Origin of the sequence: Prauserella endophytica, assembly GCF_005146945.1 — a bacterium.
Taxonomy (GTDB): domain Bacteria; phylum Actinomycetota; class Actinomycetes; order Mycobacteriales; family Pseudonocardiaceae; genus Prauserella_A; species Prauserella_A endophytica.
Map to the genome: position 1 here is coordinate 390,661 of NZ_SWMS01000002.1, position 13,203 is coordinate 403,863.

Annotated in this window: 13 protein-coding genes; 6 read left to right on the top strand and 7 right to left on the bottom strand. The window is 71.7% G+C overall.

Annotated features, from left to right (window positions below; all coding sequences use genetic code 11):
• Window positions 1-18: 18 nt before the first annotated feature.
• From FCN18_RS05720 to FCN18_RS05730, 3 genes are read right to left on the bottom strand one after another with little or no spacing between them, the layout of a single operon-like run.
• Window positions 19-2,310, bottom strand: coding sequence for a xanthine dehydrogenase family protein molybdopterin-binding subunit (locus FCN18_RS05720; protein WP_137093665.1), 2,292 nt, complete (start codon window positions 2,308-2,310; stop codon window positions 19-21).
• Window positions 2,307-3,290: an FAD binding domain-containing protein gene (locus FCN18_RS05725; protein ID WP_137093668.1), complete on the bottom strand. Its 984-nt coding sequence runs from the start codon at window positions 3,288-3,290 to the stop codon at window positions 2,307-2,309. The genes FCN18_RS05720 and FCN18_RS05725 overlap by 4 nt, the downstream gene beginning before the upstream one ends.
• Complete coding sequence (locus FCN18_RS05730; RefSeq protein WP_112269923.1) at window positions 3,287-3,808, bottom strand: 2Fe-2S iron-sulfur cluster-binding protein; 522 nt, start codon at window positions 3,806-3,808, stop codon at window positions 3,287-3,289. Before FCN18_RS05730 ends, FCN18_RS05725 begins: the two co-directional genes overlap by 4 nt.
• 189 nt (window positions 3,809-3,997) lie before the next feature.
• Between FCN18_RS05730 and FCN18_RS05735 the strand changes: the two genes are divergently transcribed.
• Window positions 3,998-4,597 (top strand): TetR/AcrR family transcriptional regulator, encoded by a 600-nt coding sequence (locus FCN18_RS05735; protein WP_199543293.1) that lies wholly within the window; start codon window positions 3,998-4,000, stop codon window positions 4,595-4,597.
• Window positions 4,598-4,620: 23 nt separating this feature from the next.
• Window positions 4,621-4,749 carry a hypothetical protein gene (locus FCN18_RS40495; RefSeq protein ID WP_255565778.1) on the top strand — a complete coding sequence of 43 codons (129 nt, stop codon included), beginning with the start codon at window positions 4,621-4,623 and terminating at the stop codon, window positions 4,747-4,749.
• A gap of 26 nt (window positions 4,750-4,775) precedes the next feature.
• Here the strand turns inward: FCN18_RS40495 and FCN18_RS05740 are convergent, their stop codons facing one another.
• Together FCN18_RS05740 and FCN18_RS05745 are read right to left on the bottom strand one after the other, a co-directional pair.
• Window positions 4,776-5,330 (bottom strand): hypothetical protein, encoded by a 555-nt coding sequence (locus FCN18_RS05740; protein WP_137093670.1) that lies wholly within the window; start codon window positions 5,328-5,330, stop codon window positions 4,776-4,778.
• Between the two features lie 77 nt (window positions 5,331-5,407).
• Entirely contained in the window at window positions 5,408-5,674 is a 267-nt protein-coding gene (locus FCN18_RS05745; RefSeq protein ID WP_113644268.1) for a hypothetical protein, read from the bottom strand.
• A 371-nt stretch (window positions 5,675-6,045) separates the two neighbouring features.
• On the opposite strand from FCN18_RS05745, the gene FCN18_RS05750 reads away from it, so the two are divergent.
• Window positions 6,046-6,927, top strand: coding sequence for a helix-turn-helix domain-containing protein (locus FCN18_RS05750; RefSeq protein WP_137093672.1), 882 nt, complete (start codon window positions 6,046-6,048; stop codon window positions 6,925-6,927).
• Complete coding sequence (locus tag FCN18_RS05755) at window positions 6,924-7,754, top strand: SAM-dependent methyltransferase (RefSeq protein WP_137093674.1); 831 nt, start codon at window positions 6,924-6,926, stop codon at window positions 7,752-7,754. The genes FCN18_RS05750 and FCN18_RS05755 overlap by 4 nt, the downstream gene beginning before the upstream one ends.
• A gap of 135 nt (window positions 7,755-7,889) precedes the next feature.
• Here FCN18_RS05755 and FCN18_RS05760 read toward each other — a convergent pair whose 3' ends face one another.
• Window positions 7,890-8,297, bottom strand: coding sequence for a VOC family protein (locus tag FCN18_RS05760; protein ID WP_137093677.1), 408 nt, complete (start codon window positions 8,295-8,297; stop codon window positions 7,890-7,892).
• Between the two features lie 443 nt (window positions 8,298-8,740).
• Window positions 8,741-9,631, bottom strand: a complete 891-nt coding sequence (locus tag FCN18_RS05765) for a LysR family transcriptional regulator (protein ID WP_113644265.1) — start codon at window positions 9,629-9,631, stop codon at window positions 8,741-8,743.
• A 97-nt stretch (window positions 9,632-9,728) separates the two neighbouring features.
• Between FCN18_RS05765 and FCN18_RS05770 the strand changes: the two genes are divergently transcribed.
• Both FCN18_RS05770 and helR read left to right on the top strand, forming a co-directional pair.
• On the top strand, window positions 9,729-10,826 hold the full coding sequence (locus FCN18_RS05770) for an alpha/beta hydrolase (RefSeq protein WP_137093679.1): 1,098 nt from the start codon (window positions 9,729-9,731) through the stop codon (window positions 10,824-10,826).
• A 141-nt stretch (window positions 10,827-10,967) separates the two neighbouring features.
• Entirely contained in the window at window positions 10,968-13,175 is a 2,208-nt protein-coding gene (gene helR, locus FCN18_RS05775; RefSeq protein WP_206077818.1) for an RNA polymerase recycling motor ATPase HelR, read from the top strand.
• Window positions 13,176-13,203 lie beyond the last annotated feature (28 nt).

Below are 13,203 nucleotides of genomic sequence, written 5' to 3' on the forward strand. Positions count from 1 at the left end.
GTCGAGAGGGCCCCGTGGTCAGAGCAGCTTGTCGGGTGTGAGCGGGAGATCGCGGACGCGCTTGCCGGTGGCGTTGAAGATCGCATTCGCCACGGCGGCGCCCGCGCCGGTGATGCCGAGCTCGCCGATGCCCCGCGCGCCCGCGGGCGCGTGCGGGTCCGGGAGGTCGGTCCAGATCAGGTCGATCTCCGGGACGTCCAGGTGCACGGGCACGTGGTACTCCGCGAGGCTCGCGTTCAGGATGCGGCCGCGGCGCTCGTCGAACTGGGTCTCCTCCATGAGCGCGAGCCCGAGACCCATGACGATCCCGCCGCGCAGCTGGCTTCCCGCTGTCTTGGGGTTGAGCACGCGCCCGCAGTCGATCGAGCCGAGGAAGCGGCTGACCCGCGTCTCGCCGGTGACCGCGTTGACGCGGACCTCGCAGAACATCGCGCCGAACGAGTGCATCGACCAGTTCATCATCTCCAGCGGCGGCGGACCGCTCGCCTCGACCGACACCTCGTCGCGTCCGGCACCAGCGAGGATGGAGGCGTAACTCTCGTACCGTTCGGGCTCGTCGAGTTTGGCCAGCCCCCCGTTCACGGCGCCGATCTCGTCCGCCTCGAGCCCGGCGAGCGGGGAGTCGTCGCTGACGAGCTTGAGCAGCTCAGCCACCAGCGCGTGCTGGGCGGCGACCACGGCCGCGCCGATCGACGCGCTCTGCTGCGACCCGGCGGCGGGCACAAGCCCCGGCAGCGCAGAGTCCCCGTAGCGGAACGACACCTGGCCGGGCTCCAGGCCCAGCCGCTCGGCGGCGACCTGGGTCTGCGCGGTCTCGGTGCCCATGCCCATGTCGTGCGCGGCGACCTCCACCCGGGCGAGGCCCTTGTCGGTCAGCGTGATCCGCGCGGCGCCGCCGGGCATGCGGACGTAAGGATGTGACGCGGCCGCGCAGCCCATGCCCACGAGCCATTCACCGTCACGCACCGCGCCGGGCGCCGGGTTGCGCCCGGCCCACCCGAATCGTTCGGCCCCCGTGCGCCACGCCTCGACGACGTGCCGGGAGGAGAACGGCCTGCCGTCGGTCGGACCGGTGGCGGGCTCGTTGCGGATGCGCAGCTCGACGGGATCCATGCCGAGCTTGGCGGCCACCTCGTCCACAGTGCACTCGAGGGCGTAGACCCCGACGGCTCCTCCGGGCGCGCGCATGCTCCCGTTGGCGACCATGTCGACGTACGCCGTCTGCAGGTCGAGCAGGAAGGTCTCGGCCGCGTAGTGGCTGTGCGCCGCCAGCATGAACGGCTCGGGCCACGCGCTGTGCCGGGTCGTCGCGCTCGTCCCGGTGTGGATGAGCGCGGTGAACCGGCCTTCCTCGCTCGCGCCGATGGCCACCCGCTGCTCGGTGCGCGCACGGCCGCCGATCAGCCGGTACACACCCTCGCGAGGGAGCGCGATGCGCACCGGGCGGCCGGCCAGCCGCGCGGCGGCCGCGCCCAGCACCTGGTGCTGGGCGACGAGCTTCCCGCCGAAACCACCGCCCACGAAGGGCGAGGTGACGTGGACCTGTGACTCGTCGACACCGAAAATGTGGGCGAGGGTCCACGCGGTGTGGGTCACGAGCTGGGTCGCGTCGTGAACCACCAGCTCGTCGCCGTGCCAGGCCAGCGTCGTCGCGTGCGGCTCGATGGCGTTGTGGTTGTGCGGCGGGGTGCGGTACGTGACGTCGACCGAGACGGCCGCCGCCCGCAGCGCCTCCTCCGCGTCGCCGATCTCCAGGTGGAGTGGACCGTGGAAGTCGCCGGTGTCGGTACCGTTCGCCTTCGCCTCGGCGAAGGAGGTGACGGCGTGCCCGGGCTCGTACGTCACGCGCACCAGCGACGCGGCGTGGTCCGCCTGCTCCTGCGTCTCGGCCAGCACGAGTGCGATCGGCTGCCCGTTCCAGTACACGTGCTCGTCCTGCATGATCGGCAGCGTGTCGGCGCCGCCCGCCTTCTCGCTTGAGTCGAACTGCTGCATCGGCCGCATGCGGGGAGCGTTGCGGTAGGTCATCACGAGGACCACGCCTGGCGCCGCCTCGGCGGCGGCGGTGTCGAGCGTGGCGATGCGGCCCTTCGCGATCGTGCTGAAGACGAGCGCGGCGTAGGCCATCCCCTCCACCGGGAACTCGGCGGCGAACGGCGCCTTGCCCCGTACCTTGAGCGGACCGTCGAGCCGCGACACCGGCGCGCCGATCCGCCCGCCACGGCGACGGGCCAGCGGGTCCTCACCGTCCGCCCAGTTCTCCGGGCCCAGCGCGAGTGCGTCCTTCACGGTGTTGTCCGGCTTGCTCATGCTTGCTCCCTTGCCAGTCGGCCGAGCACGGCGGTGATGGTGCGGGCGGCGAGCTCCACCTTGAACCCGTTGTCGCGCAGCGGTTTCGCGTCGGCCAGCTCGGCCTCGGCGGCGGCGCGGAACGCCTGTTCCGTGGCGGGGCCGCCGAGGAGCGCGGCCTCCGCCGTGCGAGCCCGCCAGGGTTTGGGCGCGACGCCGCCGAGCGCGATCCGCGCGGCGGTGACGCGGCCGTCCTCCACGCCGAGCACGGCGGCCACCGACACCAGCGCGAACGCGTAGCTCGCCCGGTCGCGGACCTTGCGGTACGCCGACCGCGTCGCCGGTGGCGGTGCGGGCAGCTCGATCGCGGTGATCAGCTCACCCGGTTCGAGCACGGTCTCGACGTCCGGACGGTCTCCCGGCAGCCGGTGCAGCTCGGTCAGCGGCACGGTGCGGTTGCCCGTTGTACCGTGCAGGTGCACGTCGGCGTCGAGAGCGGCGAGCGCCACGCCCAGGTCCGAAGGATGGACGGCGACGCACGCCGACGATGCGCCGAGGATCGCGTGCGTGCGATTGGAGCCGTCGACGGCGTCGCAGCCCTCGCCGGGATTGCGCTTGTTGCAACGGAAGCCGTCGGCGTCGTAGAAGTAGGGGCAGCGTGTCCGCTGGAGGAGGTTGCCGCCGACGGTCGCCATGTTGCGGATCTGCGCGGACGCGCCGGAGGAGATCGCACGGGAGAGCACCGGGTACCGGGTGCGCACGAGCCGGTGCTCGGCGACCGCGGTGTTGCGGGCCGCCGCGCCGATCAGCAGGCCGGCGTCGCGCTCCTCGATGGCCGAGGACAGGCCCGTCACGTCGACCAGCGTGGTCGGCCGCTCGATGCTCTCGCGCAGCAGGTCGACCAGGTTGGTGCCACCGCCGAGGTACTTCACGCCGTCCGCGGCGCCGAGCCGGACGGCGTCGGCCGCGTTCTCGGCCCTGGCGTAGGTGAACGGGATCATCGGGCCTCCGTTCCGTAGGTCTCGGTGATGGCCGCGACGATGCCGTTGTGCGCGCCGCAGCGGCACAGGTTCCCGCTCATCCGCTCGCGCACCTCGTCCCGGCCGGGTGCGATCCGCTCGGCGGCGAGGTCGTCCGTGACGTAGCTCGGCACCCCGCGCTCCAGCTCCGCGGCCATGCCGACCGCCGAGCAGATCTGGCCGGGCGTGCAGTAGCCGCATTGGAAGCCGTCGTGCTCGACGAACGCCCGCTGCAGCGGATGCGGCCCGTCCTCGCCGGTGAGCCCCTCGATGGTCACGACCTCGCGCCCGGTGTACTGCACGGCGAGCGCGAGGCACGACACGATGCGCTCGCCGTCGGCCAGCACGGTGCAGGCGCCGCACGCGCCCTGGTCGCACCCCTTCTTCGCGCCGTGGAGCTCCAGTCGCTCCCGCAGCAGGTCGAGCAGGGACACCCGCGGATCGCCGGGTGGCTCGACCGCGGTTCCGTTGATCCGTATCGCGTCGGCACTGTCGGCCACGGAGACTCCTTCAACGATGTGGTGGTGGGAACGATGACGCGTTCACGGGGTAACTGGAACGCTGATCCGATTATATGGAGCGCCGTTCCGCTTATCAACCGATCTCCGCCGTCCGCGCCGTAACCTGCGCGTTCGGGTGGCCTATCATCGAGCGAACGGCAGGTCGGACGGGTGTGGCTGAGGAGTGGCGTGGGCCAGGACAGCAGCGAGGAGGCGCCCTCGAGGCCGCTGCGCGCCGATGCGCGACGCAACGTCGACGCGCTGGTCGCGGCGGCGAAGGCGGTGTTCGCCACCTCGGGAGTGGACGCCCCGGTGCGCGAGATCGCGGCGAAGGCCGGGGTCGGCCTCGGCACGCTGTACCGCCACTTCCCTCGCAGGTCCGACCTGGTCACGGCAGTGTTCCGGCACGAGGTCGACGCCTGCGCCGACGAGGCGCCCGTCCTCGCGGCCGAGTGTGAGCCCGCCGAGGCGCTGGAGCGGTGGCTGTACCGGTGCGTCGACTTCGTCGCGACCAAGCGCGGGCTCGCCGCGGCCCTGCACTCGGGTGACCCGGCCTTCGACGCTCTGCCCGCCTATTTCGAGAGGCGGTTCCGGCCCGCACTGGCGGCGTTGCTCGAATCCGCGGCCGCGGCCGGGGCGATCCCCGCCGACCTGGACGCCATGGAGCTGCTCCAGGCGGTGTCCGGTCTGTGTTATGCCACCGACGCCGACCGGCCCGACCAGGCGCGGCGCATGGTCGCGCTGCTCGTCGACGGGCTGCGCTACCGCGCGGCGGAGCGGCCACGGTGATCTCCCCGGCGTCGTCTACCGCGGTGAGGACGCACCTCGCCATCGCGAAGCTGCCCGACCTCGCGGCGGCCGCGCGCGCCGGCGAGCTCATGGTCTCCTGGGAAACGCAGGACATCGCGGAGGCCTGCGATCGCGAACAGAACTCCTCGTAGTCGGCTTGGGGCCGGCTCGCGGCAGGTCACCCAGGAGGTTCTTCAGGTTCTTCGAGCTGGAAGGTCTTGGCCTTGCCGCTGAAGGGCAGCTCCACCACCCGCCAGTGGTGTCCACTATGGATCAGCTCGGCGGTGGCTGCGAGTTCGTCGGGGTGGGCGGAGAGGGTGCCGCCGTTCTCCCGCAGCATGGTGAGCATGATCGCCAGGTGGGTGTCGGTCTCGGTGTCGCCGCTGAGCCCGGGTTTCGCCGCGGTCAGCGTCCTGTGGTGAGCTCGCAGACCCCCGTCGGGGCTCCCGGTGATGTCGATCAGCTGGACGCGGTGTGGTGTGGTCTGCCGCGTGTCGTGCAGGTGCAGGGTGAGCGTGTTCTGCGACGGGCGCTGCATCGACAGCCGCCATCGATACCCGCGCTCGACGTCTTCTCGGGCCAGTGCCCACCCGCTGGCCGTCAGGGACAGCACCCCGCGTCCGGCCCGCAGCGCCAGCAGGGTGACCGCCGAGGCCAGCTGCCACTGGTCGACGGCGAAGGTCGTGCCGTCACGCCGCTCGCCGGTGAAGATGGTCTGGGCAGCCGGCGTCACCCAGTCAAGTCCTGGAACACCCGTGGGAACCCTGCGCTGGGGCCGTGATCCCGAACCCTTCGGTCGCCGCTTGCGACTCACTCGACAGCCTCCTCCGCCCGGCCTCGGTGGCCGCTCGGGGCACCGTCCTCGGCCGCGATCTTGGACCCCGGAATTCCGGCGCCGGCCGCGCGCTGGTCGGCGTGTTCGTCGAGCAGGTCGCCGACCTCGATCAACCGTGCCGCCAGGCGGTGCTCCTGGGTCACCGAGAGGCCCTCACCGGTCGTCATCTGCTCCACGGCCTCGTGGGCGTCGCGGCACACCCCGCGCAGCGCGGCCGTCACCGCGGTGTCATGCACAACCACAGCTCGGCCTCCGTCCCCGTTGCGGACGTCGGCGCGAGAACAGCGAGTCGACTCCGGCCCTGATCGCGCGGCGCAGGTCCACACCGGACGGACAGCAGCACCCGCAGGCCCCAGCCACAACACCGAAGCGTGATGGCGCCCTCTCCGGGCGCAGGTCGGCAGCCCAGCCAACGTCATCGACGACAAGTGCCACGCTCATGCCATTCCTCCCCGCCCCCGCTGCGTTTCATTAGATAAAACCACATGTGCTCTCAATGGTTTACGATAGTCGGCTATATAGCCTTTTCAAGGGGGCCATTTGAGCGACGCACTTGCCGTACCCGTGCCGACACGGCCAGGATTCAGGCTTGCCCTGGCCCTTGGGAACCGCGATGACCGCTTTCGACGCCGCCGTGGCGCGCACGCCGACCGGCCGCCGTCTCCAGTTGGCCGCGTTGTGCCATCACCTGCGTGCCCGCGCCGGGCTCACGCAGCTGGACGCCGCACGGACCGTGCGCCCTGGCATGAGCAGCGGAGTGGGGCAGAACAAGATCGCCCGGCTGGAACGCGGCGACGGCGGCATGCGCGAGGCCGACCTGATCGCGCTACTGCGCGCCTACGGCGCCGAGGACACCGTCATCGAGCTGGCGTGCACGCTCAGGCCCCGCTACGCCAAGCGCGACCGGTGGGGCGGACCGCGGGCGGCGTACGACACCGACAGCAGCCGGCGCTACGTCGACCTGGAGGAGGACGCCGCAAGTATCCGGCTGCTCGGCAGCGAGATGATTCCCGACCTGCTGGCCTGCGAGTCCTACGCCTACGCGGCCCTCGCCGGCCAGCCGGCGCGGCTGCGGCGGGCGAAGACCGACGCGATCCTGTCCCGCCACGACCGCGTGCTGTGCCGCCAAGACCCACCCGAGATCTACGCCGTGCTCAGCGAATCCTGCTTCTACCGACGCCCGCCCGGTCCTCCAACGGTGCTGGAGGAGCAACTCGACCACCTCACCGCGCTCGCCGGTCAGCCGAACATCACCGTTCAGGTCTCGACGTTCGGCGCCACCCCCGGAGTACAGGACGCCCTGACGCTCCTGCGCCTGCCCCACCCAGTTCAGAGCCTCGACGACCTCACCTTTGCCTGGGGCCGCATCGGCGATGACCCGATCCCGATCAGCCGCATCGAGGCCTGCGAACGACTCTGGTCCTCCGCCGTGCGCACCGCCCTGCGCCCCGCCGACTCCCTGCGGTTTCTTCACGAGTTCAAGGAGCAACGATGACCCTGTCCGGCGAGCAGCCCGCCTACGGCCCACGCGAATCCGACCCCAGCAAGCCCAGCCCCGCCCGTGTCTACGACTACATCCTCGGCGGCTCGCACTACTACCCGGTCGACGAGGCCGCCGGCAACCGCATGGTGCGCGCACTACCACTGGTGCCCGCGCTGATGCGCTACAACCGGGAGTTCCTGCAGCGCGTGGTGCACCTGCTCACCGGCGAGTACGGGATCCGCCAGTTCATCGACTTCGGCTCCGGCCTGCCCACCGAGGACAACGTGCACGAGGTCGCCCAAGCCATCGCGCCAGAGACACGGGTGGTCTACATCGACTACGAGCGTGGCGCCGTGGACCTCGGCCGCGAGATCCTGGCCGACAACCCGCACGCCACCTCGATCCACGCCGACATACGCCAGCCCGAGCACGTGCTCGCCGATCCGGACCTGCGGGGCCTCATCGACTTCGACAAGCCGGTCGGGCTGCTGATGTTCGCCGTCCTGCACTTCATCTCCGACGAGGAGCTTCCCATGATCGAGCGGTACCGGCGCGCGGTCTGCCCTGGCAGCTACCTGGTCATCTCCCACGGCACCACCGCGCAGACCGCTCGCGTGGCCGCGCAGCAGAACCTCGCCAAGAAGGACTACGACCAGCGCACCGAACGCACCTGGATGCGCAACAAGGACCAGATCGCAGCCATCTTCGGCGACGCCGAGATCCTCCACCCCGGCATCGTCCACATACCCGACTGGCGCCCCACCGACTCCGGCTACACCCCCGACCCCGACGACGAAGCCCGCCAGCTCGGCCTCGCCGGCGTCGGCCGCCTCGTCTGAGCACCGCCGCCCCGGTCGAGGCGCCGTCCGCCCGCCGAGTCCAGACCACAGCCTCCCGCGCCGTCGGCGGGGGGGCGACCCGGCCACCGCGGTCGCGCCGGAGCAGCAGCCAAGCGCCCCGCACGGGCCGCGCGGTCACGCGGCGGGGTCGCCGGGACGGGCGTGCGCGGACACCTGCAGCGGCGTGCCGTCCGGGTCGGTGAAAGGAAGCACCCATTGCGTGGGGAGCCGCTCGATCTCACCGATCGCCGCACCCGCCGCCGCCATGCGTTCCCGGAGTTCCCGCAGAATCGCGAGGGAGCCGACCGCGAGCCCGAACCGCTCGATCGCCGTGGTGGTGTGCGGCGCCCGGTAGGCCGGGTCCTCGACGAACTTCACATACCGGGTCCCACCGAGCTCGACGATCGCCGTGCGCGGGTGACCGTCGGTCGCTTGCCGTTCGAACACGATCTCCGCGCCGAACATGTCCTCGTAGAAGCGGGCCATGCGGTCGAGGTCCGTGGTGAACGTGGTGACGTGGTTGATTCCGGAGGTGACGGGCATGGACCCGACCTTGCCAGTGCGCACAGCCGGGCGGCTGGGATTCCTTTGCCCCAGGGGTGAAACACCGAGGCGCCTGCCGACGATCAACCGGGCGCCACGGTGACAACGACCGCGCCGTGCCGGACATGCACAGGAAGGGGCGCCGCGAGATGACTCGGTTCAGCAGGATCTCCATGGGAGCGGGAAACTTGTGGAGGCGGTTGCTTGCCTGGCTGGACTCGCCGGTCCGCACGCGTTTCTAGACCGGCGCACGACGCACCGCGTGTGGGTGGTTCCGGTCGGCCGTGGGGACACGGTGTCCAATGCCCCGCGACGCCGGAACCGACACCGGGAACGCCCGGCTGTAGCGCGACCTCGATGAGCTCGGTGGCCAGGGCCGGGAGACGGCCGGTTGCCTCGTGCCGGTTGTCGGAGCGGGGCAGGCGATCGGCATCGGCGTTGCCTCATGAGGCCGCGCGCCTCACGGCGGTGACGAAGTTGCGCGCCACCGGGTTCTCCTCGTTCCGCCGTCTGGCCACCGCGAGGTGCACGACCCGGGCCGAGGGGCGTAGCGGCCGGAAAACCGCTCCCTGCCTGCGGGTGCGCGCCACCGACGAGGGCACGACCGATACCCCGAGCCCGCTCGCGACGAGCGCGACGATGGTCTGCATCTGCACCGCCTCCTGCGCGATGGCGGGCGCGAAACCGGCCTCGGCGCAGTAGCCGAGGATCCGGTCGTGCAGGCCGGGTCCGAGCTCGCGGGGAAAGAGCACGAACGGTTCGGCGGCGAGCCGTCCGGCGTCGACCACCCGCTCGGCGGCGAGCGGGTGGTCGACGGGCAGCGCCGCCATCAGCCGTTCCGCGCCGACCGGGTCGACGGTCAGCCCGGCAGCCGCGTCGGCGGGCAGCGGCGGGCGCAGCAGACCCACGTCCAGCGCGCCTTCGCGCAGGGCGTGCGCCTGCTGCATCGTGGTCAGCTCCCGAAGGTGCAGCGTGACGTCCGGGTAGTCCCGCCGGAAGGCACGCAGTGCCTCGGGCAGCAGGACGTTCGTGGCCGAGCCGACGAACCCGAGCGACAGCTCGCCCGACTCGCCCCGGCCTGCCCTCCGCGTCGTGCGCCGCGCCGCCTGCACCGAGGCGAGGATGTCGCGCGCGGCCGGGTACAGCGTCTGCCCCGCGGCGGTGAGCCGCACCCTGCGGCTGCTGCGGTCGAACAGCGCGACCCCGAGGTCGTCCTCGAGCGCCTTGATCTGCTGGCTCAGCGGAGGCTGCCGGATGCCGAGCCGCTCGGCGGCCCGGCCGAAATGCAGTTCCTCCGCCACGGCAGCGAAGTAGCGCAGGTGCCGCAGCTCCACCGGTGTCCTCCCTCGATCGATACGGCCGGGATATCGATGGCCCCTCGCGCAGCTATATCACGTATCGAGAGGCGCCGGTCGGTCCCAGGATCGAGGCATGCGCAACGTGTTCACCATCCTGTCCAGCACCGCTGCGGCGATCGCGGCGGCCGCCGCGACCCTGGTCGCCCCCGCACCGCCGACCGAGGCCGGGCGCGAGCTGGTCCGCGCGGAGTTCCGGGTCACGAGCGATCCCGGCGTGCGGATCGCCGTCCGGGAAGTCCGGCCTGCCGGGCGACCGGCGCGGCCCAAGCCCCCGGTGCTGCTCCTGCACGGCGCGCGCGTGCCCGGTGTGGCGAGCTTCGACCTGCCCGTCCCCGGCGGTTCACTCGCAGCCGACCTGGCCAGGGCGGGACACCGGGTCTACGTGATGGACGCCCGCGGCTACGGCGCCTCCACCCGGCCCGCCGAGCTGCAGCGGCCGCCGGAGTCGAGCCCGCCCGCCGTCCGCTCCGCGGCCGTGGTGCGCGACGTGACCGCCGTCGTGGAGGCGATCACGCGTCGCGCAGGCAGCGGCCAGGTCGCGTTGCTCGGCTGGGCCACCGGCGGACACTGGCTCGGCCAGTACGCCGCCGCCCATCCCCACCGCGTCAGCCACCTCGTGCTCTACAACGCCCTCTACGGACCGCTCGACGGGCACCCGACTCTGGGCAGGGGCACCGACAACGAGGACCCTGACCACCCCGGCCGGTTCAACGCGGCCCGATACGGGGCCTACCGGCTGAGCACCGCTGCGAGCCTGCTTCCATCGTGGGACAGCGGCATTCCGGTCGAGGACAAGTCGGTGTGGCGCGATCCCGCCGTCGTCGACGCCTACGTTCGGGGCGCGCTGGCCTCGGACCCCACCAGCGATTCCCGGCAGCCGGCGAGCTTCCGCGCCCCGTCCGGGGCGATGGAGGACAGCTTCTACCTCGCGACCGGCCGGCAGCTGTGGGACGCCAGCCTGGTCACCGCGCGGACCCTGATCCTGCGCAGCGAGTACGACTTCTGGAGCAGGCCGGGCGATGCCGACCTGCTGGCCGAGCACCTGGTGCACGCGCGGTCGGTGCGGTCGGTCGAGCTGGCGGGCGCGACGCACTACGCGCACCTCGATCGCGCCGAACGCGGTCGTGGGCAGTTCCTGGCGGAGGTGCGGGACTTCCTCGCGACGCCGTGATCCCTCGCCGACTGGCGTCTTCTCTTTCGTGAATCGCGAGAGGACTTGACACGAAGGGGACAATAAAAAATCGGCGTGCTTTCCGGAAAACAAAGGAAAACCCGCCGAACCTAACGCCAGTTTAGTCACAGCGAGGGGCATGTGTCAACACAGGGGTACGACGAGGAACTGCGATCCGAACGGGACTACGTGGCCGGGTTGTACGCGCGGCTCGACGCCGAGCGCGCGCGGGTGAAGGGGGAGTACGAGGCGGCGTTGCGGGGAAACGGCGCGACACCGATGGAACGGGACGTGGAGGTGCGGTCGCTGGCGAAACGGGTGAGACGGCTGGAAGCCGTGGACAACGGACTGTGTTTCGGGCGGCTGGACAGCGATTCGGGCGCGCGTTCATACATCGGCCGGATCGGGCTTTTCGACGAGGAGAACTCGTACGAACCGGTGCTGCTCGACTGGCGGGCGCCGGCCTCGCGCCCGTTCTACACGGCGACCGGCGCCAACCCGGAGAACATGCGGCGGCGCCGCCAGTTCCACACCAGGGGGCGGCACGTCGTCGGCTTCACCGACGAGGTGCTCGGCCGTCCGGGCGACGCGGAGGGCGACGCCAGGGGAGACGCGGCCTTGCTCGCGGCCGTCAACGCACCGCGCGGTGACGGGATGCGCGACATCGTGGCCACGATCCAGGCCGAGCAGGACGAGATCATCCGGCTCGACCACCCCGGCGTGCTGGTGATCGAGGGCGGCCCTGGCACCGGGAAGACCGTCGTGGCGTTGCACCGTGTCGCGTACCTGCTCTACACCCAGCGGGAGCGGATGGAGCGTCACGGCGTGCTCGTTGTCGGGCCCAACCCGGCTTTCCTCGACCACATCAGCCGCGTACTGCCGTCGCTGGGGGAGTCCGATGTGGTCTTCCTGACCACCGGCGACCTCGTGCCCGGCCTTCGCGTCACGGCCGAGGACACGCCGCAGGCCACTCGGCTCAAGGGGTCGCTGGCGATGCTCGACGTGCTCGCGGCGGCGATCGCCGACCGGCAGCGGCTGCCGGAGGAGCCGGTGCCGATCCAGCTGAAGGACGTCACGGTGCGCATCGACGCCGCGACCGCGGAGTGGGCGAGGGAGGAGGCGCGCACGAGCGGCCTGCCGCACAACGAGGCACGGTCGGTGTTCACCGAGATCATCACGTACGTGCTCACGGAGCGGGCGATCGGACGGATCGGCAAGGGTTGCCTGACCCGCGACGACCGAGCGGAATGGGAGGAGCTTCGCGGGAACCTGCTCGACGAGCTCGCGGAGAACGAGGCGTTCGCCGCCGCGATCGACGACCTGTGGCCGATCCTGACACCGGAGACACTGCTGGCGGGGCTGTACTCCTCGCCCGAGCGGCTGCGGGCGGCGGGCGCCGACCCGGCGTTGTGGCGTGCCGACGGTGCGGCGTGGACGGTGCCGGACGTGCCGTTGCTCGACGAGCTGGTGGATCTGCTGGGCCGGGACAAGGAGGCCGACCGGGCGGCCGAACGGGCTGAGGAGCGCAAGCGCAGGGCCGAGGCCGAGTACGCCGCCGGGGTGATGGACCTGATGAAACTGGACCGGGAGGAGCAGGACGAGGACATCCAGCTGGTCGCCGAGAACCTGCTCTACGCCGAGGATCTGGCCGAGCGGTTCGTGGAGGCCGATACCCGTGAGCTCGTCGAGCGCGCCGCCGCCGACCGCGACTGGACCTACCGGCACGTGGTGGTCGACGAGGCGCAGGAACTGTCCGAGATGGACTGGCGCGTGCTGATGAGGCGCTGTCCGAACCGGTCGTTCACCGTGGTAGGGGACCTGGCGCAGCGCCGGTCGGAGGCCGGGGCGACGTCGTGGGGGGCAATGCTGGAGCGGTACGTGCCCGGCCGCTGGGTCCACCGGTCGCTGACGGTGAACTACCGCACCCCGGCGGAGATCATGGCCGTCGCCGGCGCGCTGCTCGCCGAGTTCGCCCCGGAGGCGCGGCCGCCGGACTCGGTGCGGGCGTGCGGGGTTCAGCCGTGGTCGAAGCGAGTCACCGGCGAGGAGCTGCCCCTCGTCATCGAGGAGTTCGTCCGGGACGAGGCCGGCCGCGAGGGCACCAGTGTCGTGATCGGACCGCCGGACGTGCCCGGCGCGGTGACACCGGCGGAGACGAAGGGCCTCGAGTTCGACGCCGTCCTGGTCGTGGAGCCGGAACGGATCCTCGCCGACGGCTCGCGTGGCGCGGCCGAGCTCTACGTCGCGCTCACCCGAGCGACCCAGCGCCTCGGCGTGTTGCACCAGGGCCCGCTGCCACGGGTGCTGAGCGGGCTCGCCGAAACCGGGGCGCCGGTCGGATCGGCGTAGCGGGCGCGTGTGGCCGGCCTCGGGCGGG